The organism is Roseibium sp. (assembly GCF_025698965.1).
In the GTDB taxonomy this organism is placed as follows: Bacteria; Pseudomonadota; Alphaproteobacteria; order Rhizobiales; family Stappiaceae; genus Roseibium.
Genome location: NZ_JAILWL010000032.1, coordinates 1 through 23,373, shown reverse-complemented (window position 1 = coordinate 23,373; position 23,373 = coordinate 1). Strand labels below are relative to the sequence as shown.

Below are 23,373 nucleotides of genomic sequence, written 5' to 3'. Positions count from 1 at the left end.
AAAGTTTTCAGCGCCGGTCGAGCGTGTGTTCGAGGCCTGGCTTGATCCGGACACGCTGGCAAGGTTCATGACACCCGGACCAGGTATGACCGTGCCGAAAGCGACAACCGATCCCAAGGTCGGTGGCACATTCGAAATCATCATGCAGGCAGGCGACCAGCAAATACCGCACAAGGGCATCTACAGGGAAATCAGTCGTCACAGTCGGCTGGTCTTTACCTGGGAAAGCCCGTTTTCAGAACCGGACAGTGTGGTGACGCTTGATTTCGTGGACGCAGCCGGTGAGACAGAGTTGACGCTGACGCACGTAAAATTTCCGTCTCAGGAAAGCCGTGACAATCACGAAGGTGGTTGGAATCGGATCGTCGAATGTCTCGATCCTGTTGTCTCGGGTGAGCAGGCGGCGTGATGCCGTCTGCAGTTTGCCGATCCGTCAGCGCTCAGTCGCCTTCGACAAGACGGATTTTTGTAGGCCAGAATGCGAAGTGCGATTTCAACAGACCTGCCATCTCGATAGGCGCTTCATAGACCCAACCGATTTCATCTCCATCTAGCGCGACGTAACTGGCGTCGCCCTTGATGGGACAGTAAGTTGACTTCTCGACCGGCTCAAACTCGGCTGTCAGATCGGTCTTGGGGATGTAGACCACCGGATCGTATACGGATTTCCCGATTTCCAATACCCTGAGAGCGTTGGTGCTGTCTGCCAGCAAGGTGTCGTTCGCATAAATTCGAATACGGCGAGGCACATCCTTGATGACCATGAGGTGGTCGGGATTGGATGGGTTTCGTACTGCGTTTTCAAATGCAGCTGTCGCAAGGACGTTCATTTCTCAACTCCTGTCGGCTTTCCCAAAAGGTGAGGTGGCTGCCTCACAAACGCAAAATCTAAAATCTAACATTCCCGTGAGCAGTGGTTTTGACAGGTTTTGCGGAGTCAGAAGACCGATCCGGCCCGATCATGCCTTGAAATTTTGGTTAAAGAACGTTCCAACGCAATAATTGAGACTGAGGTGAAAGGTGGTATCGGGATGAGCGAGAATGCACAGGGACTTTTAAGGGATCTGTTCCAACGGGCGGTAGAAGTGGCCGACCCGATGAAAAGTCTTGCCGCTCATCTGCCGGAAAAACCGGATGGCCGCGTCGTTGTGATTGGCGCGGGCAAAGCCTCTGCGCGCATGGCCGAGGCCGTTGAGGAGATCTGGGGCCCGTGTGACGGTCTCGTGCTTACAAGATATGGTTATGCGCGCCCGACGAAGGGGATTGAAATTGTCGAGGCAGCTCATCCGGTTCCCGATGAGGCTGGACAAATCGCGACGCGCAGGATGCTGGAGCTGGTAAAGGGCCTGGGTAAGGACGACTTCGTTCTGGCACTCATTTCCGGCGGTGCGTCTGCGCTTCTGACAGCGCCTGCGGGTAACATCACCCTTGCGGAAAAGCAGGAGGTCAATCAGAAACTCCTGAGTTCCGGAGCGCCGATCGGTCAGATGAACGTGGTGCGCAAACACCTGAGCCAGGTCAAGGGAGGTCAACTGGCCGCCGCAGCCCATCCGGCGAAAATGCTGGCGTTGCTATTGTCCGACGTGCCGGGGGATGATCCTGCAGAAATCGGATCCGGCCCGACCGTGGGAGACACCAGTACTGCGGCGGATGTGAAGGACATTCTGACCCGCTGGCAAATCAAGGTGCCTGCCAGCGTCCAAAGCGTTCTGGATACCGAGACCGGTGTATTGCCGAGCGATGATAAAAAACTTTCCCGCGTGACAAACACGATCTTTGCGGCACCTTCCCAATCGCTGGACGCGGCGAAAACGCTCGCTGGTGAGCATGGTTGCGATGTTGAAATTCTGGGAGATGCCCTTGAAGGAGAGGCACGTGATGTCGCAAGAGCGCATGCGGCACTTGCACTTCAGCGTCTGAAGGAGCGAACAGCAATCGAAAGACCATTGGTCCTGCTGTCCGGGGGGGAGTTGACCGTAACGCGCAGAGGGGACGGTGTCGGAGGTCCCAATGCGGAATATGCACTGGCGTTGGCACTTGCACTTGAAGGGGCAAACGGTGTCCACGCGATTGCCTGCGATACGGATGGCGTTGACGGTGCGGCAGAAGTGGCTGGTGCAATCATAGGCCCGGATACTCTCACGAAGGCGAAAGCCGCTGGTGTTTCGGCAGAAAAAGCCCTTGATATCAATGATGCTCATACATTTTTTGAACACATTGGCGACCAGGTTGTCACTGGTCCAACCCTGACCAATGTCAACGACTTTCGGGCGATATGGATCGGATAGAAAGTCGGGACAATCGCTGACGTGAAACCAGTCTGATCTCGACGGGTTTAAATTATAAACCCGTCGCAAATATGTGTTTATGGTCTTATCACTACCTTGAAGGTTTTTCCCGTTCAGGGGTTGGAATGTCCGAAATTACCATCACCCGTGCCGTGCGCATGCCCGATCAGTTCAGGATTGAGCGGTTTCTCTCCAATCCGAAGCTCGGACCGCGGCTTCTATTTTTCAGCGGGGGCTCCGCCTTGAACGGCGTTTCGCAGTGTCTGAAACGCTATACGCATAATTCCATTCACCTGGTAACACCTTTTGACTCCGGCGGCAGTTCACAGGGCCTCAGGCTTGCATTCGATATGCCAGCTATTGGCGATCTGCGAAGCCGGATGATGGCGCTGGCAGATGAAACGGTGCTCGGGCATCCGGAAATCTTTCGTCTGTTCACGCATCGGTTTGCGAAGTCGGCCGAGCGAGCGGACCTGGTCGACGAGCTTGATGTCATGATCGCCGGAACACATCCTCTGGTGGCTGCCATCGATCAGCCCATGCGCGACCTGATCCAGAACCAGCTCGGCGTGTTTCGGGCAGCCTGTCCGCAAAGCTTCGATTTGCGCGGCGCAAGCATTGGCAATTTGATCCTTGCCGGTGGTTATCTCAATCAAAACCACCAGCTGGAGCCTATCATCTTCCTTGTGTCCAAACTGGTCGGCGTTCAGGGAACGGTACGTGCGGTTTCAGATGAGAACCTGCACCTGGGTGCGGAGCTGAACAATGGCGAGGTGGTGATCGGTCAGCACCGGCTCACGGGAAAGGAGCATCCCGCGCTCACTTCCCCGATAAAGAACTTCTTTTTAAACCGGAGCCTGAACGAGGTGAAGGCGGCGTCTGCTTTGTTTCCGGACCGCAACCGGACCCTGATGCATTCCGCCGACCTGATCTGTTATGCGCCTGGCAGTTTTTATACGAGCCTGATTGCAAACCTGTTGCCACAGGGGGTCGGTCACGCCATAGCCTCGCGCACCGTGCCGAAGGTTTATGTTCCAAGCCTAGGACCGGATCCGGAGACAGGCGATATGACCGTTTCAGATAAGGTGGATACGCTGCTTGGCTATTTGCAAAGGGATGCGGGAGGGGACTGTCCGACCGAAAAACTGCTTAATTTCGTCATCGTCGATCAAAGTGTCCCGGAGGATGAAACGACAGAAGTCGCAGCTCAAGGCATTACCGTCTTGAAATTGAACCTGATAAGTCGCACTTCAGCACCATATTACGATCCGGTTCCGCTTTGCGAAGCCCTGGTATCGCTGACCTGACCCAAGAGCAGGCAGCCTTAAGGAGAACGGTGCCATGAAACGCACACCGCTATTGAACCGTCACTTGAGCAAACTGGTTGCCTCGCTCGGGCATCTTGATGAGATCGTGATTGCGGATGCAGGTTTGCCCGTTCCGTCCGATGTTGCCGTCATCGATCTGGCCGTTTCTCCTGGAATTCCGGGGTTCTTCGATGTGCTTGATGCCCTTTCGCAGGAACTGATCATTGAGCAGGCGATTTTTGCAAACGAAGCAGGCCCGGACCTTTCAACCCGCATCGAAGTGAAACTGGCACATTGGGCGGCCGAGACGGGAAAACCGATTGAGCATGCCCGCGTTTCGCATGAAGCCTTCAAGGAGCAAACGGCCAAGGCACGTGCCGTGATCCGCACGGGTGAGTGCACACCTTATGCAAACATCATTCTGGTGTCGGGCGTACCGTTCTGACGACATGCCTGTTTGACTTCGCTTTGTTCTACGGTGATCTGATTTGGTTCAGGAGCCGGCTTAATGAGCCTGTGCCGGAGCCGCTCTGCCTTGCAGCAAAGCGCTGAGGCGAACTGACTGACAGATGCTTCAACGGGAATGTCAGCGCTCCGGCCGCCAGTTCAATGTTGCTGGCCGCTCAGATTCCGAAACCATTTTCTCCCATGTTTTGTTGCAACGACAGCATCTTCCCGCGGTGCGATATAAATAGTTCAAATCACCGAAACCGATTTTGTTGACTTACAAAATCGGTTTTGTAACACTTTTTTCAACAAAAACAGACGTTTTGCCTTTTCACCTTTTGAGTGGAAACGCGTTGAGGAATGTGTCGAGAGCAACAAAGCTCTCCGGGAGGATCAATGTCGCGAGCACGCGGTTCCGTCACAATTGACGATGTGGCCCGACATGTCGGTGTCGCCAAAGGCACCGTGTCGCGTGTTCTCAACAACTACACGGACATTTCCGACGACACACGCAAGCGCATTCTCAAGGCTGTGCAGGAACTGGGTTACCAGCCTTCGGCCACGGCACGGAATCTGAAGCGCGGCCGACAGGACACGCTGGGTATCGTCATTCCGGTTGGCCACGGCAGTGGCGCCGATCCGTTTCTGGCCGAGTTCATCGACGGGATCGCAAGGGCTCTGGACGAACTCGGCCTCGATCTTCTGGTGACGACGGCGCATTCGCGCGATCACATGATCGAGTCTTTAAAGCGTCTTATTGCACGGCGGAAAGTGGACGGGTTCATCGTAACACGGACCGAAGTCAATGATCAGCGTATCGCCTACCTGAAAGAACAGAATTTTCCATTTGTGGCTCACGGTCGGACAGGTGATCCGTCAACCTATGCCTGGTTCGATATCGACAATATCGCAACGTTTGCAGATGGCGTGCGGCATCTCTACAGCCTGGGGCATGAGCGGATCGGCTTCCTTGGCGGTCCCCTGGAACTGAACTTCGCCTTGCAGCGCCGGGACGGCTACCGGCAGGGACTGGAAGCGCTGGGCCTGAGTCATGATCCGGAGCTTGAGAACCTGCAGGCGCTTAGCGAAAAAGGCGGATTCGCCGGGGCAAAGGCGCTCCTGTCGCTTGAAACGCCGCCGACAGCTCTTTTATGCGCAACGGACGCGCTCGCCATCGGTGCTGTTCAGTTCTGCCGGAAATTCGGCCTTGCGGCTGGAGCCGATGTCACGGTGATCGGTTATGACGGACTGCCGGTTGGAGAATACCTTGATCCGCCGTTGACCACGTTTTCGCAAAGTGCCCAGGAAGCCGGCGGGCGTGTGGCGCGGATGCTGATCGATGTCCTGGACGGCAAAAATCCTGAAGATCTGCAGGCTCTTGCGAAAGCAAACCTGATCCGGCGGGCTTCCGATGGCCCTCCGGCAATGACACCGGATGCGCTGGCAAACGCGCTCCGGAACCGGCTGAAACAACAGCCATATCCTGGCAATAAGGGAGAGTAATATGTTTGGGAGGACTACATTCCTGGCCTCGACCGTCGCGGGCATGCTCGCATTCGGTCTGACGAGTGCACAGGCCGATACGTTGCGCTTCTGGACGACGGAAGAACAGCCCGAGCGCTTGGCCAAACAGGAAGAATTGGCGGCTGCGTTCAAGGACAAGACCGGCATCGAAGTGGAAGTCATTCCGGTGTCTGAATCAGATCTCGGCACACGTGCGACTGCTGCCTTCGCAGCCGGTGATTTACCGGACGTGATTTATCACACGCTTCAATATGCCCTGCCGTGGGCGGAAGCGGGAATTCTGGATACGGAAGCTGCAACTGAGGTCGTTGAAAATCTCGGCACCGATACGTTCGCACCCGGCGCTGTCGCCATGGCAGCAGTCGAAGGTGGTATTGCTTCTGTTCCGGTCGATGGCTGGACCCAGATGGTTGTCTACCGCAAGGACCTGTTCGATGAAAACGGTCTGGAGGCACCGGACAGCTACGAAAACATCCTTGCCGCAGTTGAAAAGCTTCACAACCCGCCGGACATGTTCGCCTTTGTCGCCGCGACCAAGATCGACGAGAATTTCATGAGCCAGGTTCTGGAGCATGTGCTTCTGGCAAACGGCATCACACCGGTCGATGGCAACGGGTTCAAGGCGCTGGACGAGAAGAAAACCATCGAGGCGCTGGAATTCTACAAGGCCATAGCGAAAGCGTCGCCTCCGGGAGACCTTTTCTGGAAACAGTCCCGCGAACTCTATTTTGCCGGCAAGGCAGCGATGATCATCTGGTCACCGTTCATTCTCGACGAACTGGCCGGTCTGCGCGACAGCGCACCGCCAACCATCACCGACGATCCGACTTCCAAGGAATTGGCGTCCAAGACCGGAGTTGTCACCACTCTCAAAGGCCCATCCAATCCTGATGGTGCGGCTTGGGGCGACGTGCGATACTTCGGCATCACCAATGACGCCGACACGGAAGCGGCAATGCAGTTTGTCGAATTCTCGATGGATGACGGCTACATGTCGACCCTTTCGATTGCACCCGAAGGCAAATTCCCGATCCGTCGGGGCAACAAGGACAACGCCACCGCATTTGTGGACGGTTGGGCGAAACTGCCGGTCGGCGTTGATCGTAAGGCCCCTTTGACAGAACTCTATGATCCGGAAACGATCAAGACCATTGTCTCCGGCCTGGATACTGCAAGTCGCTGGGGTGTCACGGAAGGGCAGCTGTCTCTCGCGTCCAAGATCATCAACAGCCAGATTATCAACCGGCTGGTCCGTGAGTACATCGACGATGAGCGCGACGCAGCCGCAACAGTGGCCAAACTCAACGAAGAGCTGGCCAAGGTCCAGTAACGATGTGCGTCCCGTCCTTCAGCGGGCGGGGCTACCCTTCAAATACAAACCCGGACCGGGCAACGGTTCTTTGAATTGCCCGGTCTCCACCTTTCTGACCTCCTGCAGGAATAGCGGGAGGACAGGAGTGGTTTGCCTCGATGCCACCGGATCTCAGATGCCGGAAAAGGCGCCAATGCAGAGCTGAAATTATGAGCGTACAAGACCAACAGTCCGCTTCCCTGGGCCCGCCGAAGGGCATTGGGCCGATGCAGCGCCGCGAAATGTGGCTGGCCTATCTGATGCTGGCTCCCACATTTGCCATCATCTTGATGATCGTTGCCGGTCCACTTCTGGCCAATTTCTGGATCAGTGTGAAGCCGGTGCAGCTTGCCGACCTTCGTCCACCAACCGTGCTGGTCAACGAACGGGTGCGCGGGCGTCCTGAAGCTGCCGGTGACAGTGCGACGCTTGAGTATCGTTTGCGCAACTCCTCCCAGGAAGAGGAAATCCGGGATGTTGTGGTGACGGACGAAATTCCTGCAGGTTTCGATGTGGCGGCGCTGCCCGAGATGTGCGCGCTCAATGGTCAGGCTCTGACCTGCACAATCGGTACCGTGGAGCCTGGCTGGAGAGAGAGGCTCAGGATTGAGGGGACCGTAACCGACACGTTTCTTTCCACAAATCGGCCGGAGCGGGCCAGCAAACCGGCTGTGACCGGCGATGCTAACAATGTGCTCACAAATTTTGACTTCACGCTGGAGAATTTCTCCAGGATCTTCAGCGCCGATGAATTCTGGTCAGTGCTTCGAGTGACGTTCTACTACACGATTTTCGGAACGGCGGGTGCACTGGTGCTTGGATTGTTCGCGGCCCAGCTGTTGAACACGGTGTTTGTCGGCCGGGGCTTCCTGCGCGGGCTTTTTCTGTTCCCTTATGTCTCCCCCGTGATCGCGGTCGCCTTTACCTGGGTGGTTCTGTTCGACCCGTTTTCAGGAACCGTCAATGCGCTTTTGACAAAAATGGGGGTGATTGCGGATCCGATCAATTTCTTCGGCCAGCGGGCAATTGAGTATTCGCTCTTCGGTATTCCAATGGAATTTCCGCTGGCGCTGACGACGGTAATTGCGTTTGAGGCCTGGCGGTATTTTCCTCTGTCATTCCTGTTCATTCTGGCGCGCATGCAGTCGATCAACACCGATATGTATGAGGCCGCCGAAATGGACGGAGCAACGCCACTGCAGCAGTTCTGGTACCTGTCGCTGCCGCAATTGATGGGCATTCTGTCGGTCCTCTTCCTGCTGCGCTTCATTTGGACCTTCAACAAGTTCGACGACATCTTCCTGCTGACCGGCGGGAACGCGGGCACGCGCACGTTGACCGTGGATGTATACGAACAGGGCTTTGCGCTCTCCAACCTTGGCGCCGGGGCGGCGGTTGCCGTGGTCGTCTTCGTCGTGCTGGTTACCTTCGCGACCCTGTTCATCCGCTTCTCACCGAAGGAGGAAGGGCTATGAGACCGGGAAGTGTTCTGCTTGCTGCCGTCACCGGCCTGATCTGGGGCTTTACCGCCATTGTCGTCATCGGTGTCACCTTGACGCTGATCACCGGTGAAGTCGCCTTGCCGCAAGCCACGGCAGCCGGGATTGCGGGCCTCTTGAGCGCGCTTGTGTATGTCTGGCGGAATTCCTCGGAAACTGCCGGCGGTCTGCCGGCCTGGGGCCTGTCGGCGATCACGGTCTTTCTTGTGTTGATGGTGGCGTCTTTCGCGGCGCCCTTCACCTTGCCGCTTAGCGTGGTTCCCGTGTGGCAGGCCCTTGCGCTGGCGCTGCTGGTGTTCGGGGTTACGGCAGCGAACCACATCTGTCTGTCCGGCGCTCGTCTTGGAGCGATGAGTCGATACGAGCGGGAAGTCATCTATATCCGGATTGCCAAAGGGGTCGGCTTCGTCATCTTCACAATCATTGTGGCGCTGCCATTTTACGTGATGGTCATGACATCTCTGAAAAGCCAGCAGACGCTGCTTGCCAATCCTCTGGATCTGTCGATCGACTTTTCGCAAGGCATTTATGGACTGTTCCGCTCCTACGTGGAGCTCTTCACCCAATTTAACTTTGGCCGCTATCTGATGGTGTCCGCCTATGTGTCGGTGTCGACAGTGGTTCTGACCCTGCTGTTTTCAGTACCGGGCGCGTATGCGGTTTCACGTCTGCGGTTCCCCGGTCAGGCATTTCTGGCGCGGTCGGTTCTGCTGATCTACATGGTGCCGGCCATCGTTCTGGTTATTCCGCTTTATGCCGTGTTCTCACAGCTTGGTCTGCGCAACACGCTGACCGGTCTGCTCATCGTTTATCCGGCAACCACAATTCCGGTCGCTCTTTACATGCTGCAGGGCTACTTTCGGGGACTGCCGTCCGAACTGGAAGAAGCCGGTCTGATGGATGGGCTGAGCCGGGTCGGCGTGATCCTGAAGATCACGTTGCCATTGTCCCTGCCGGCTCTGGCGTCTGTGTCTCTCTATGTTTTCATGATTGCCTGGAACGAGTTCCTGTTCGCATTCATGTTCCTCGACAATCCGGACATCTTCACGCTGTCGCGCGGGGTCGTGTCCCTGAATTCCTCCGAGGTGCCTCGTCAGCACCTGATGGCGGGCGCGGTGATTGCGACCGTGCCCGTCCTTTTCATTTTTCTATGGTTCGAGCGCTTCCTGGTCCAGGGCCTGACGGCCGGCAGTGTCAAGGGCTGAATGTTCAACAAGGGCTCAAAAGAAGCCCAAGGAGTATCCTGTGTCGCACGCAGAGTTAGATCAAACAGCCAAGTCCATTCTGACCGAGAACGATCAGGGTGGTTATACGATCCCGACGAAAGGGCTGTATCCCTACCAGTGGAACTGGGACTCGGTCTTTGTCGCACTTGGATTTGCCGAGTTCGACCGGGACCGTGCCTGGCGGGAAATCGAGATGCTGTTCGAAGGACAGTGGCGGGACGGAATGGTGCCGCACATCCTGTTCCGAAAGGATTTCCCGGTCCTTCGGTCTGGGGAACCGACGGCGGACCGATCCCAAGTTCCGGCCATTCACAGCCTCCTGTGGCAGCTACTGTTATCCGGGATCTTGTCGATGCCGAAAAAGACGCTGTTTCAGGAGCCAGGGCGCTTGAGCGGGCGGCCGCACTGTTGCCCGGTCTGATGCAGTGGCATCGCTGGTTTCTTTCCTATCGCGATCCGAAAGGTCTCGGTGTTCTGGCCGTGATCCATCCGTGGGAATCCGGACGGGACAACCTGCCGGACTGGGATGACGCGTTGCGCAAGGTCGAGGTGAAGGACATCGCGCCCTACGAGCGCAAGGATACGTCACATGTCGATCCGGCAATGCGTCCGCACAAGGAAGATTACGACCGTTACCTCAGCATCATGGCGGCTTGCCGACATGTCGACTGGGATCCGGCAGAGGTTGCCAGAACCTGTCCGTTCTTTGTTGCGGATCCAGGGGTGACCTTCATCTTTTTGCGCGCCAACCGGGATCTACTTGCACTGGCCGAGCGCCTTGGGAACGACGCCGAGGCGGAAGAAATCCGGGGCTGGATTTCCAGGATGGAGGCCGGCGCCAGCGTGCTTTGGCATGAAGACCTGAAAGCGCATGTCGCGCTGGATCAACGTTCGGGCAAGAAAACGGACGGGATTTCCAGCGCCAGTTTTCTGGCTCCTTATGCCGGGCTTTGCGACAGCGGGACACTCGGGTCGCTTCAGGAGCATTTCGATCGGATGGCCGCAAAGGTCCGCTACATGATGCCGTCCTATGACCCGGATCACGAACGTTACGAGCCACTGCGCTATTGGCGCGGACCCGTCTGGGCGATGATCAACTACATGATTGCCCGCGGCTTTGCCGAGGCCGGTGACAGCACGCGTGCAGAGAAACTTCGAGCGGATACGGCAAGCCTCATCGAGACGAGCGGGTTTGCGGAGTATTTCAGCCCGGAAGACGGGACAGGGGCAGGTGGCGGCACCTTTTCCTGGACGGCAGCCATTTGGCTGACCTGGGCGTCGCGCTCGCATTCGGAACAAGCAGCTTAAGATCGGGGAAAGAACATGGGAGCGATCCAGCTCAACAAGGTCGAAAAATGGTTCGGCAATCTCCAGGTGATCAAGGGCATCGACCTGGACATCAAAGACGGAGAATTCGTGATCTTTGTCGGTCCGTCCGGTTGCGGGAAGTCGACATTGCTTCGTCTGATTTCCGGCCTGGAAGAGTCCAGCCGGGGCTCGATCGAGATCGACGATAAGGACGTGACCGCATTGCCGCCTTCAGGACGCGGACTATCCATGGTGTTCCAGTCCTACGCGCTCTATCCGCATATGTCGGTGCGTGAAAATGTCGGCTTCGGCCTCAAGACTGCGGGCGTTCCGAAGGATGAGATCGACCGAAAAGTGAATGCGGCAGCGGATGTACTCAAGCTGGACGATTATCTCGACCGGCGCCCGAAAGCACTGTCGGGAGGTCAACGTCAGCGTGTTGCCATCGGTCGAGCGATTGTGCGCGAACCAAGCGCGTTTCTGTTCGATGAACCGTTGTCGAACCTTGATGCGGCCTTGCGCGTTGAGATGCGGTTCGAAGTTGCACGGCTGCACAAGAGCCTCGGCACGACCATGATCTATGTGACCCACGATCAGGTCGAGGCCATGACCCTCGCCGACAAGATCGTTGTGTTGCAGGCCGGGCGGATTGAACAGGTGGGATCGCCGCGCGAACTCTATGAACGCCCGGACAATCTGTTCGTCGCGCAGTTTATCGGTTCACCCAAGATGAATGTGCTGCCCTGTTCCGTTGAAGGAGACCGGTTCTCGCTGCAGGGGCATGGTGGCGGTCATTATCCACATGCCGGTGTCTCGCAGGACCCGGTCAGGCTGGGAATCCGTCCGGAACATATGAGCGTCGTCGGTGCTGACGAAGGACACTGCTCGGGAACCGTTGAAGTCGCAGAATATCTCGGCGCGGATACGTTCCTGTACGTGGCCCTCGATGGTCTGGACACTATCCTGGTGCGGATCAGCGGCAGCGATACGGTTGAAGAAGGCGCGCATATCGGGCTCAGGTTCGATGAAAGCCGCATGCATTTCTTCGATGATCAGGACCAAGCCGTTCGCTGAGAGCCGGTGCGTTCAGCGTGGAATGACATCGACCTTATGGTCGGTGGTTTGCGACCCGGCCGTGCGCAGGACCCCTTTGACCGGAGCCGCATCGCCGTAGTCCCGGCCCCGTGCGACGACGATGTGATCCTGGCCGACACGCAACGCATTGGTCGGATCGTACTCGATCCAGCCGATCTCAATGCCGCACCATGCCCTGACCCAGGCGTGCATGGCGTCCGCGCCTTCCAGTCTTGGCTGGCCCTTTGGTGGTATTGTGCGCAGGAAACCGCTGACATAACCGGCCGGAATGCCGATGCTGCGAAGGCAGGCAATCATAATGTGGGAAAAGTCCTGGCAGACACCGTGACGGCGCTCGAAGGCTTCGAGAGCTGGCGTGTCGACAGTTGTCGCATCTACATCAAAGGCCATGTCCTTATGCAGGGCCTTGCCAATGGCTTCGACCGCCGAAACGACGCTCATTCCGGCATCGACATGTTCTTCCGCATACACAGCAAAAGCAGGTGCCAATGGCAATCGAGGTGAAGGTGCCAGAAAGTGAACCGGCTCATCCGGATGAAGGGCCTGAATGTTGGCAAGTTCCCTGGGAAGCGCATGGAGCGGCGGTGAAATGTCGAATTCATCCGGTGTGGTAATCCGGTCAACTCTCGCCTTCAGTTTGAAACACAGTTCACTGTGGGACTTGCGAAACACCACATCCGTGACAGCGTTACCGAAAAAATCGTTCCGGTCCCTGCGCTCCGACGGGCCTGGGGTTAGCCGGATATTTCCCGAAACGAGCCTCTGTTCGCCAGGAAGAGTGGCCGGCAAAAGGCGCAAGGCGTGACGCCCCGAATTGGCCGGGCTGGCATAGTCATACGTGATTTCAAGGTTCAGATCGTAGAGCACAGGAACCTCGATGCAATGGGGTTGGGAACCGCGGCGCACAGGTCAACGGATATAGGCATCTGTCAGTTCCACCGAGAGGAATGAGATACGGTCCCTGAGGTCGGCCAGAGCCTCCGGGGTCAGCGTTTCCGGGGTTGCGATGGCAAGGTTCGTATGTGCTTGCAACAGCGAGCGGGCCAGATCGGAAAGATAACCGTTTTCGTCTGCGTCCGGCAAAATGCCGACATGCTCTTTCATGTCCGTCAGCTGATACATGACCGAACGCGGGTTCTTGGGATCCATGGCCAGCAGGTCCAGGACCGTTCCCTGACTGAGCGAAACGGCATATCTGCGACTCATCGACATGGCGCTGTCTCCGACTTCCAGAAGCAGTTCCAGTGATCCTTCGGGGGCATCGGGCGCAGTGAAGACAGACAGGAGATCCGCCATCCGGTGTGCCCGCTCCAGGGCACGGCCAATGCTCAAGAAACGCCATCCCGTGAACCGGTACATGTTCTCGTGGACCAGGCCCGAGAAACCGGTGATCTTTCTCAGGAGCAGGCCCATGGCCCTCGGAACGTCGGCATCCACGCGCAGCGCGCGCCGGGCGCCATTTGCCGTCTGAGCCAGGTCGTTCAGGGCCAGCCAGCCGTCAACGGAAAACCTGTCCCGGACCTTGCTTGCGCTGATGACCGCGGATTGCAGCATCATGCAAAGACTTTCAGGAACGGGGCTGTCCGGTGCGACGCCGATTTCTTCCAGGTATTCAGCTATTTGCGCAACGAAAGGCGCGTCGGGGTCGGCAGTTTCCAAAAGGCGCGCATGATAGGCCCGCAGCAGGCGAACGGCACCTTCCGCCCGTTCGATATATCGGCCGAGCCAGAACAGATTATCCGCAGCCCGAGAGGGCAAAGCGCCTGACTGGGTCTTGAAGAAAGGCGATTCCGCCTGATGCAGCAATGTTTCCTTTTTCGGCTTCTTGCCGCCGACGATCCAGACATCGGCTGCGGAGCCCCCAGCCTGCATTGCGATTGCGCTTGCATCTTCCGTGCGGCCAATACGGGCAAAGCCACCGGACATGACTTCCCAGCCGCTGGACGTGCGGGCAAGGAAAACACGCAAGCTCATTGGCCGGGGAACGAGCAAGCCGTTGTCATAGGCCGGCGTCGTGGAAAGTGTGACCGCTTCCTGGGCAACAAGATTGTGGCTCTTGCTGTCGATCCAGGTTTCCAGGATCCCCTTGTGGAACTTTTCGAAATCCCGTCCGATGAAATCCGTCTGCGCCGACGTAAACGGCAAGGCAGTCGACAGGGCCGGGCTGAACATCATCGATTCCGCGTGTTCCTTGACATAGGCCCGGGTGCTGTCCTCACCGCACCACCAGGTGGCAACGTTCGGCAGTTTCAGGTGTTCACCCAGGAGCCGTTCGCTGATGCGTGGCAGGAAGGCAAGCAGGGCGCGGGTTTCCAGAATGCCGGTGCCCAGGGCATTGACCATTGACACCGATCCCTGCCGGACCGCCTGAACAAGACCGGGCGTTCCGATGTGGGATGTCTCGTTCAGTTCCACCGGATCCACCCAGGCGGTGTCCAGGCGCCGCCAAAGAACACTGACGGGTTGCAGGCCGGACACCGTGCGCACCATCAGCTGCCCGTTCTTGACGGTCAGGTCTTCCCCCTCCAGCAGCATGAAGCCGAGATAACGGGCGATATAGGCATGTTCGAAATAGGTGTCATTGAGTGGACCGGGTGTCAGGATCGAAACACGGCTGTCCGTTTCATCGCGCAGGTCGACAAGATGATCGCGGAAGGCGCGGAAAAAACCTGCCAGCCGGTGAACATTGGCCTTTGCAAAAAACTCGTTGAAGACCCGGCCTGTGGCAACACGGTTTTCCAGCGCGAACCCGGCTCCGGAGGGGGCTTGTGCCCGGTCTGAGAGAACCCACCAGGTGCCGTCTGGCCCCCGGCCGATTTCGAATGAAAGGAAATGCAGGAAATGGCCGGATTTCGGTGAAATTCCGACAAGCGGTCGCTGCCATTCAGGGCTCCGGGCAATCAGGCTGGCAGGCAGATATCCTTCCGAGACGAGGTGATTTTGGCCGTAAAGATCGGCAACAACGTGTTCCAGCAGTTCTGCCCGCTGCACCAGACCGTCAGCGATAACTTGCCAGTCGTCTTCACTGATGATTACGGGAATGTGGCTGAGCGGCCATTCCCGCTCATGGGCTCCGTCCTGCCCGTATTGCCGGAAATAGACACCGGCATCGTTGAGATACTGGTTGCCCCTTGCGAACCGGTCGCTGATTTCTTCCGTCGTCAACGCGGACAGGTGATCGAGAAAGGGACGCCACACCGACCGGACCTGCCCGACCGCGTCGAGCAATTCGTCCGAAACGCCGGGATAGGGGCGATAGGATTTCAGCAATCCATATCCCTTGTCACTCGCCGTCTCTTCCAAAGTCATTCAGTCGTTCCCAATCGGAGTTGCCTCATTGGTTGAGGGCGATCAGATATTCTGGGGCCGCCGAAGGTCCAGGGTCAACGGAAACTCCGGATGCGGCCGTTCTATGTCCGGAACATAAAGTCCCGGTGTGTGTCCATGCGGCTCGAAGCGGGCAAGCCGCCGCGCTTCGGCTTCGTTGCCATTGACCGGAAACGTTTCATAGCTTCGTCCGCCCGGATGCGCCACGTGATAGACGCAGCCCCCGAGTGCCCGTCCGCTCCAACGGTCAAAAATATCGAAGGTCAGCGGCGCGTCAACCGGGTGAACCGGATGCAGAGCCATAGCCGGTTGCCAGGCCTTGTATCTCACACCGGCGACAGACACACCGTTTGTTTCGGTTTTCTGCAAGGGCATCATGCGGCGATTGCAGGTGACGGTGTAGCGGTCCGGATCGCTTGCGGTCAGTTTCACCTGCAAGCGCTCGGTGGAACTGTCGGTATACCGAACCGTGCCACCGATGGCTCCGGTTTCTCCAAGTACGTGCCACGGCTCGAGAGCCTGTCTCAGTTCCAGATGGACACCCTCGACCTCGATTTCCCCGCAAAAGGGGAAACGGAACTCGCACTGTGCTTCGAACCATTCCGGACGCATTGCAAAGCCGTGATGTTCGAGGTCGCGCAGGACATCAAGGAAATCTGTCCAAACGTAGTGTGGCAGCATGAACCGATCGTGGAGGGCTGTGCCCCAACGGGTGAGGCTGCCCGAAAGCGGATGTTGCCAGAGCCTAGCGATCAGGGCCCGCAGAAGAAGCTGTTGTGCCAGGCTCATTCGCGGGTCGGGTGGCATTTCGAAGCCTCGAAATTCGACAAGACCCAGCCGGCCTGTGGGGCCATCGGGCGAATAAAGCTTGTCGATACAAATTTCCGCGCGGTGCGTGTTGCCCGTTACGTCTACCAGAAGGTTGCGCAAGAGCCGGTCGAGCAGCCATGGGAAAGGGGCAGGTCCCTCATTCGGACGATGGATCTGGGACAGCGCGACTTCCAGCTCGTAGAGGCCGTCATGTCTGGCCTCGTCCACGCGCGGAGCCTGAGACGTCGGACCGATGAAAAGCCCGGAGAACAAATAGGAAAGGCTTGGGTGACGCTGCCAATGCAGGATCAGACTGCGCAAGAGGTCGGGTCGACGCAGGAACGGGCTGTCGAGTGGTGTCGCTCCTCCGACCACCACATGATTGCCGCCGCCTGTGCCTGTATGTTTGCCGTCGATCATGAACTTATCGGCACCAAGACGCGTCTGACGCGCTTCTTCATAGACGCCTTCGGTGATCTCGACGCAATCCTGCCAGTTTGCCGCCGGGTGGATGTTCACCTCGATGACGCCGGGGTCAGGAGCAACCCGGATGACATTCATCCGGGGGTCCGGTGGAGGTGGATATCCCTCGATATGAACAGGAATGCCCATGTCGGTGGCGGCGGCTTCCGCGACCGATATCAGCTCCAGGTAGTCTTCAATCTTCTCTACCGGGGGCATGAAGACACAAAGGCGCCCGTCGCGTGGTTCGACCGAAATTGCTGTGCGGACCGCATTTGTGTCGGTATCACCTTCCGGCAGTTCCTGTTCCAACCGTTCCTGAACGGGGTCGCTGGCGGTGAAGCTCGCAATTTCCTGCTTGCGGCCGGAACGCTGACCGACCGGAAACTCGGGCAGGTCCTGTCTCGGTACCGTCGGATCGGCGATGTTCGTGTAGGGATACCGGGCCGGGGGGACATGCGGTAGGGATTCCAGCGGAATGCGGTACCCGACCGGGCTGTCACCGGGGACCAGGAACAGGGCCTCGCGGCGTATTTTCCAGTTTTCAGAGCGCCAGCCTTTTCCGGTCGCTTTTGATTGCCAGCGCTGGACGGGCAAAACAAAACCTGCCGGTTTGCTGAGGCCCCGGTCGAACACGCGCGCAATGCGATGACGTGCTTCCGCATCCTCCAGCTCGGAGTTTGCCGGGGTGACGTTTTCAGGAAGGTTGGCTTCCTTCACCAGCCAGACAGCGGGATCTTCGTAAGCGGGCACAACGAAGTCTGCATCGAGATCAAGCCGGTCAGCGATCTGTTCCAGGAGGGCCTGGGCACTTTGGGGATTGGCCCCGGTGTCGGCGTCTTCACTGGCGATCAGGTCCGGATCGTGCCAGATCGGTTTTTCGTCCCGTCGCCAATAGAGTGAAAATGTCCACCTGGGCAGTGTCTCGCCCGGGTACCATTTGCCCTGGCCGTAATGCAGAAAGCCACCGGGCGCGAAACGATCTCGCAAGCGCCGGATGAGCACATCCGCCTTATCCCGTTTTGTCGGCCCGACGGCGTCGGTATTCCATTCGTCGGCTTCAAAATCGTCTATCGAAACAAAGGTGGGTTCGCCACCCATCGTTAAACGTACGTCTTCCTGCGCCAGAATACGATCAACCTCCACTCCAAGCCGGTTCAGGGCTGCCCAGGAATCTTCGGAAAAAGGCTTGGTGATGCGTGGATGCTCGGCGACCCGCGCAACTTTCATGTCGAAAGCAAAATCGACTTTGGCCTGGCTGGCCATGCCGACGATCGGGGCGGCGTTGGAATAGTGTGGCGTGGCTGCCAGAGGAATATGGCTTTCACCGGTCAGCAGCCCGGAGGTCGGGTCAAGCCCGATCCAGCCGGCACCAGGAAGGTAGACTTCCGCCCAGGCGTGGAGATCTGTAAAGTCATGATCTGTACCCGAAGGACCGTCCAATGCTTCAAGATCGGGTTTCAATTGGATCAGGTAACCGGAGACGAAACGGGCAGCAAACCCGAGATGGCGCAGAGCCTGAACCAGAAGCCAGCTGGAATCCCGACACGAGCCAGTGCCTTTCTCGAAGGTTTCTTCCGGCGCCTGAACCCCAGGTTCCATCCGAATGACATAACCGATTTCATTTGAGACCCTGGCATTCAGGCCGACGATGAAATCGATCGTTCGACGTTTTTCTTTCGGAACGGTTTCCAGAAAAGCCGTCAGATGTGGCCCCAGCGGTTCCGTGCGCCGGTAGATCTGAAGGTCTTCGCGCAATTCCTCCGGGTATTCGAAAGGCCATTCCTCGGCGCTTTCCTCGACAAAGAAATCAAAGGGATTGTAAACTGCCATGTCGGCAACAAGGTCCACTTCGATCTTGAATTCGCGGACCGGTTCAGGAAAAACAAATCGCGCCAGCCAGTTTCCGTATGGATCCTGCTGATGATTGACGAAATGTCCGCCGGGAGAAACTTTCAAAGAGTGCGACAGAACGCGAGTCCGGCTGTGCGGTGCGGGCCGAAGCCGTATGATCTGAGGACTTAAGGTAACAGGCCTATCGTATTGATAGTGGGTCAGGTGATAAATGCTTGCTTGAATGGACATTCAAAGACCCTGGTCAATGCTAGAACTAGAAGTCGCATATAGGGTTTCACAAAATTTCCATCAGCACCACGTCAATCTGCAGGCAGCTCGTTCAGCACTGAGCTGCGGAATCAGCTGCCTATTCCTTTGCCGGCCGTCGCCGCGAGATCGGGGTTCAACCAATAGGAGGGGTTGTTAAAGGGAGTGTGACGGCTCAGATTCGGATTTGAGATCACAAAAATCTTGCGATTGGCCAAATTCGCCCGCGCGATGTCGGCTTGGTGAAACAGCCTGAAATGCTGATCGAAAGATCCGTCAGCGATCATGCGCTTCAACCCCGTTTCGATCTGACGCGCAAGCTCGGGACGTGTCGGGCTTACGAAAAAATAGGTCGGCAGCAGAACAAAAACACACAAGCTCTCTTCGACCGCCAGATGTTCGTTCTGGTGTGCAAAGCTCTCCAATTCCTTGAATGCTTCGTTTACACCTCGTCCGAAGGTAATGAAGCGCCTCAGTTTGAGCATTTTGAAAAGGTCGTCGTAGTCCGCACTGGTAACTACCTGAAAGCCTGCACGCTCCATCACGTGACGCGTAGACCATTGTGCCCCGGAACCGGTTGGATAGGTTTGGAGCTCTTCAAGCGTATCGACAGTTGCAAGGGCTTCCTGATCCTGCTTGTTGATGAGGAACAGTCTGTATCCCTGGATACCTTTGCGAAGCGGGATATGGATCGGTAAAAGCTTGTCCTCCCAGCCTGGTTTTGGAGCTTCGGCAATGACGTGGATGTTGTCGCCCTTGATGAGCTCCTGCAGCAGGCGATCCCTGGAAAAGTGAATTCGGGCCTGCGCCACCGGCGCGGTAGATCCTGCCTTTTGGAGCACTTTTTCAAGCAGGGATTGTGCATAGTCATAGCGACTGTCCTCGCTGCTCTGTGGTCTCAGCGTGATAACGCTTTCAGGAGAAGGTTCAGCCAGCGGAGACACGATTGACACGAGAAAAGTCAAAACAAACAGCACACTGGTCTGGATCAATCGGGGCATTTGCGTTCCGTTGCTGCTTTGCCAAAGCGAATTTGGCGCGAAGTGTGCTGTGGTTTTCTTACTCTACGGTAAATTTATTATATTTATGAAAGGGCTAGCAAAAGTATCGATGGTAAAATATGGTGAAAGCAACCTGCCGTTCGGGTAGCCTTCAGCCGACTTGAGCGCCTTTTCCGGAACTGTTCATTTGTCCGATTTTGTGTGTGTAAATGATAGCTCAATCTGCATAACGCACAGGTTGCGACTATCATTTGTGGGTCGAAACACGATTGCCGGTTCGAGGATAACCGCGACTTTGTCGGAGGCGCGATGCAAGGGAAGACGATGATTGCCCGGTTGTTATGTTTTTGTTTTGCCTGTTTTTTTTCCTTCGTAGTCCAGGCCGCAGACTTCAGTGTAACGTTTATCAATCCAGGCGGGAAAACCGGTTTCTGGGGTGAAGTTTCGCGCGCCATGAAAGCGGCGGCAATCGATCTGGATGCGGATCTGGAAATTCTTTATGCGGACCGACAGCCCTATGCCATGGAAGAGTTGCTGCAGCAGCGCCTGGAGCAGGGGAACCTTCCGGATTACTTCGTTCTGGTGAATGAAAATCAGGCAGGCGCCAGATTGATGCAGCTTATGGCGGGGCAGCCGAGTAAGGTCTTTTTCCTGCTCAACAGGCTTACGCTGCAGCAAAGAACCATTCTGGAAAGCCGAAGCATTGATCTGCACAACATCGTGGGCTCGGTCGTCCCCGACAATGAAATTGCCGGATATGAAATGGCGCTGTCATTGTTTGAAAAGGTGCAGGAGCGCGAACCGGAAAACAAGGCGATCCGGTTGCTGGCTCTGACAGGTGACACAACCACCCCTGCTGGTCTGCAACGCGAGCTGGGTATGTTGAGGGCGGTGGCGGACCACAGGAATGTGCGACTGGTCCATGCCATTCCGGTCAACTGGGATGAGGAGACGGCCTATCAGCGTACCAGAGATGTTCTTGCACGTACGCAGGTCGACGTGGTCTGGGCCGCCAATGACGCGATCGCCTTTGGAGCCCAGAGCGCGGCTCGGGGAGCTGATCTGGTGCCGGGCAAGGATATATTGTTCGCCGGGCTCAACTGGTCACAGCGTGGAATGCAGGCTGTTCGTGAACAGACGATGACAATGACCCACGGCGGTCACTTTTTCGCCGGTGCCTGGGCTCTCGTAATGTTGCGGGATCATTTTTTTCGCGGCTATGACGGTGAAGTGGTTGTAAATGTCCTGTTCAAGATGTCACCGATCAGGAGCGATAATGTCGGCCTGTATTTGTCCAGACTTGGGGACGGAAATTGGGACAAGATCGACTTTGCGCAATTCGGCAAGTCCATAAACGGCAACAGCCACTATGATTTTTCCGCAAAGGCAATTCTCGCCGCAGCCGGGAGTTAAGCCGGTTCTCGTCCGAACGTCCGACGAAGACGGTCTATTTTATGGTTTCGACAGCTCTGTGGATGGCCGAGAGTGTTTCGATGAAAGGTCGACAGGTCGTTTAACCTGCTGAAATCTCTTCTTTTCAAGCATTATCGTCCGCAGGTATAGAAGTCTGAAAGAAGGGCTATGAGCCCTGTGGGAGAGACAGATGACCGACGAAAAAGAACCTGGCGGCGCCTATAATCCGGCGACCGAAGGTGCCGAAATGGCGTTTGCAGACAAAATGTCTTATGGCGACTATCTCGGACTTTCCCGGATCCTCACGGCCCAGGAACCGCTTTCCGAAGCTCCCGACGAATTGTTGTTCATCATACAGCATCAGACATCGGAACTCTGGATGAAGCTCATGCTGCATGAACTTGACGCTGCACGAACTGCGATAATCGAGGATCATATGCCGCAGGCCATGAAGCTGCTTGCGCGGGTCAGCCGCATTATGGAACAGCTCAATTCGGCCTGGGACGTTCTGCGGACAATGACCCCCAGTGACTATACCCAATTCCGCGACGACCTCGGATTGTCTTCCGGCTTCCAGTCACTGCAATACCGCTTGATCGAGTATGCGCTGGGGAACCGGAATGTTGCGATGATCAAGCCTCATCAACATGAACCGGAGAGCGTTGCCCTGCTCAATGGAGAGCTTGAACGACTGAGCCTTTATCAGGTTGTTCTGGATTTCGCGCGCAGGCAGGGACTGGATGTGCCTGAAACAGTCACGGCCAGTCCGTCCGCTGAGCCGCATAAGGAATTGCCTGAAATCATGGAGCTTTGGCAAACCGTTTATCGTGATCCATCCCGATACTGGGCGCTTTACGAAGTAGGTGAAAAACTGGTCGATCTGGAGGACTATTTCCGTCGCTGGCGTTTCAATCACGTGACGACGGTTGAACGGGTGATCGGCTTCAAGCGCGGAACAGGCGGCACGGGAGGGGTGTCCTATCTGAAGCGCATGCTGGAGGTCGAACTGTTTCCTGAACTCTGGCATGTGAGAACTGCGCTTTAGGCCAGGTTTTCGCGGATTTGCAACGGCATTTGCACGGAAATTCATTTTATCCCGAAGGAACGCAGCAGGGCTTCGATCTGTCGGGTCAGAGTGCTCATCGCCATTGGTAACGCCGGCGCAGTCCAATTGAACGTGGGCTTGGCTTGTTTCCGAGCGGATGACTTGGGGCTTATCGATCCTGGATCTTCAAGGCATTCATTTGACCGATCCGATCAATTGCCGCCCGATCAATTGCCGGGTTGTCATTGACGGTTAGGCCGATAGAGTAGTCCGTCAATGGCTCCATCAGAGAGCCGATACAGGTCTTGTAACGAGGGGAAAATCTTATGTTGAAACGACTTGCTGCAGCAGCAAGCCTGCTTGCCATCCTGTCCGGTGGCGCAATTGCCGAACCGGTAAAAGTCGGCATGATCACCACGCTTTCCGGTGGTGGAGCAGGGCTTGGTATTGATGTTCGGGACGGATTTCTGCTGGCGGTGAAACAGGCCGGGAACAATGATATTGAAGTCATTGTTGAAGATGACCAGCGCAAGCCGGATATCGCCGTGCAGCTGGCCGACAAACTGGTTCAGTCGGAAAATGTGGATGTTCTGACCGGGATTATCTGGTCGAACCTGGCCATGGCTGTGGTGCCGTCTGTTACAGCTCAGGGCAAATTCTATCTGTCACCCAATGCCGGCCCGTCCGCGCTGGCCGGCAAAGGCTGCCATCCGAATTATTTCAACGTCGCCTGGCAAAATGACAATCTTCATGAAGCTGCCGGTGCCTATGCAAAGGAAGCCGGCTATAAGAAAAGTTTCATCCTGGCGCCGAATTACCCGGCAGGCAAGGATGCGCTGACCGGGTACAAGCGCTTCTATGATGGTGAATTGGCCGGCGAGATCTACACCAAACTTGGCCAGACCGACTACGCAGCAGAACTTGCACAGATTCGCGCCTCCGATGCAGATAGCGTGTTCTTTTTTCTGCCCGGAGGGATGGGGATTTCCTTTCTGAAGCAGTATGCGGACAGCGGCGTCGATCTTCCCGTTGTCGGTCCAGCCTTCTCATTCGACCAGGGCATCTTGCAGGCTGTCGGCGATGCGGCGCTTGGCGTGAAAAACACCAGCCAGTGGAACAAGGACATCGACAACGATACCAACAAGGCCTTCGTCGAGAGTTTCCAGG

At 56.6% G+C, this 23,373-nt stretch carries 19 protein-coding genes; 14 read left to right on the top strand and 5 right to left on the bottom strand.

The window, feature by feature from the left end; all coding sequences use genetic code 11:
- A partial coding sequence (locus K5905_RS04505) for an SRPBCC domain-containing protein (RefSeq protein WP_297580723.1) occupies positions 1–409 on the top strand: 409 nt, incomplete at its 5' end.
- 31 nt (positions 410–440) lie between these two features.
- Here K5905_RS04505 and K5905_RS04500 read toward each other — a convergent pair.
- On the bottom strand, positions 441–830 hold the full coding sequence (locus K5905_RS04500) for a DUF427 domain-containing protein (RefSeq protein WP_297580721.1): 390 nt from the start codon (positions 828–830) through the stop codon (positions 441–443).
- Between the two features lie 201 nt (positions 831–1,031).
- Between K5905_RS04500 and K5905_RS04495 the strand changes: the two genes are divergently transcribed.
- The 10 genes from K5905_RS04495 to K5905_RS04450 all read left to right on the top strand — a co-directional run bounded on the left by K5905_RS04495 (position 1,032) and on the right by K5905_RS04450 (position 12,024).
- Positions 1,032–2,288: a glycerate kinase gene (locus K5905_RS04495; RefSeq protein ID WP_297580719.1), complete on the top strand. Its 1,257-nt coding sequence runs from the start codon at positions 1,032–1,034 to the stop codon at positions 2,286–2,288.
- 125 nt (positions 2,289–2,413) lie between these two features.
- The gene (locus tag K5905_RS04490) at positions 2,414–3,595 is read left to right on the top strand and encodes a GAK system CofD-like protein (protein ID WP_297580717.1); all 1,182 of its coding nucleotides are present in this window, start codon (positions 2,414–2,416) and stop codon (positions 3,593–3,595) included.
- 34 nt (positions 3,596–3,629) lie between these two features.
- Positions 3,630–4,040: a D-ribose pyranase gene (rbsD, locus tag K5905_RS04485; protein ID WP_297580715.1), complete on the top strand. Its 411-nt coding sequence runs from the start codon at positions 3,630–3,632 to the stop codon at positions 4,038–4,040.
- Positions 4,041–4,438: 398 nt separating this feature from the next.
- Positions 4,439–5,545, top strand: coding sequence for a LacI family DNA-binding transcriptional regulator (locus tag K5905_RS04480; RefSeq protein ID WP_297580713.1), 1,107 nt, complete (start codon positions 4,439–4,441; stop codon positions 5,543–5,545).
- 1 nt (position 5,546) lies between these two features.
- Positions 5,547–6,896: an extracellular solute-binding protein gene (locus tag K5905_RS04475; protein WP_297580711.1), complete on the top strand. Its 1,350-nt coding sequence runs from the start codon at positions 5,547–5,549 to the stop codon at positions 6,894–6,896.
- A 191-nt stretch (positions 6,897–7,087) separates the two neighbouring features.
- Positions 7,088–8,392 carry a sugar ABC transporter permease gene (locus tag K5905_RS04470; RefSeq protein ID WP_297580709.1) on the top strand — a complete coding sequence of 435 codons (1,305 nt, stop codon included), beginning with the start codon at positions 7,088–7,090 and terminating at the stop codon, positions 8,390–8,392.
- Positions 8,389–9,621 carry a carbohydrate ABC transporter permease gene (locus K5905_RS04465; RefSeq protein WP_297580707.1) on the top strand — a complete coding sequence of 411 codons (1,233 nt, stop codon included), beginning with the start codon at positions 8,389–8,391 and terminating at the stop codon, positions 9,619–9,621. Before K5905_RS04470 ends, K5905_RS04465 begins: the two co-directional genes overlap by 4 nt.
- A 40-nt stretch (positions 9,622–9,661) precedes the next feature.
- On the top strand, positions 9,662–10,063 hold the full coding sequence (locus K5905_RS04460; protein ID WP_297580706.1) for a hypothetical protein: 402 nt from the start codon (positions 9,662–9,664) through the stop codon (positions 10,061–10,063).
- Positions 9,964–10,950: a hypothetical protein gene (locus K5905_RS04455; protein ID WP_297580703.1), complete on the top strand. Its 987-nt coding sequence runs from the start codon at positions 9,964–9,966 to the stop codon at positions 10,948–10,950. The genes K5905_RS04460 and K5905_RS04455 overlap by 100 nt, the downstream gene beginning before the upstream one ends.
- A gap of 15 nt (positions 10,951–10,965) precedes the next feature.
- On the top strand, positions 10,966–12,024 hold the full coding sequence (locus K5905_RS04450) for an ABC transporter ATP-binding protein (protein ID WP_297580701.1): 1,059 nt from the start codon (positions 10,966–10,968) through the stop codon (positions 12,022–12,024).
- Between the two features lie 12 nt (positions 12,025–12,036).
- On the opposite strand, the gene K5905_RS04445 is transcribed toward K5905_RS04450, so the two are convergent.
- The 4 genes from K5905_RS04445 to K5905_RS04430 all read right to left on the bottom strand — a co-directional run bounded on the left by K5905_RS04445 (position 12,037) and on the right by K5905_RS04430 (position 19,748).
- Entirely contained in the window at positions 12,037–12,912 is an 876-nt protein-coding gene (locus K5905_RS04445) for a transglutaminase family protein (protein WP_297580699.1), read from the bottom strand.
- Positions 12,913–12,954: 42 nt separating this feature from the next.
- Positions 12,955–15,354, bottom strand: a complete 2,400-nt coding sequence (locus tag K5905_RS04440) for a circularly permuted type 2 ATP-grasp protein (RefSeq protein WP_297580697.1) — start codon at positions 15,352–15,354, stop codon at positions 12,955–12,957.
- 42 nt (positions 15,355–15,396) lie between these two features.
- Positions 15,397–18,729 carry a DUF2126 domain-containing protein gene (locus K5905_RS04435; protein ID WP_297580695.1) on the bottom strand — a complete coding sequence of 1,111 codons (3,333 nt, stop codon included), beginning with the start codon at positions 18,727–18,729 and terminating at the stop codon, positions 15,397–15,399.
- A gap of 110 nt (positions 18,730–18,839) precedes the next feature.
- Positions 18,840–19,748, bottom strand: a complete 909-nt coding sequence (locus tag K5905_RS04430) for a hypothetical protein (RefSeq protein ID WP_297580693.1) — start codon at positions 19,746–19,748, stop codon at positions 18,840–18,842.
- A 309-nt stretch (positions 19,749–20,057) separates the two neighbouring features.
- Here K5905_RS04430 and K5905_RS04425 point away from each other — a divergent pair, with 309 nt between their 5' ends.
- From K5905_RS04425 to K5905_RS04415, 3 genes are all read left to right on the top strand, one after another.
- The gene (locus K5905_RS04425) at positions 20,058–21,161 is read left to right on the top strand and encodes an ABC transporter substrate-binding protein (protein ID WP_297580691.1); all 1,104 of its coding nucleotides are present in this window, start codon (positions 20,058–20,060) and stop codon (positions 21,159–21,161) included.
- A gap of 190 nt (positions 21,162–21,351) precedes the next feature.
- Positions 21,352–22,206: a tryptophan 2,3-dioxygenase family protein gene (locus K5905_RS04420; protein WP_297580689.1), complete on the top strand. Its 855-nt coding sequence runs from the start codon at positions 21,352–21,354 to the stop codon at positions 22,204–22,206.
- Between the two features lie 326 nt (positions 22,207–22,532).
- The coding region (locus K5905_RS04415; RefSeq protein ID WP_297580688.1) for an ABC transporter substrate-binding protein at positions 22,533–23,373 on the top strand (841 nt) is incomplete at its 3' end.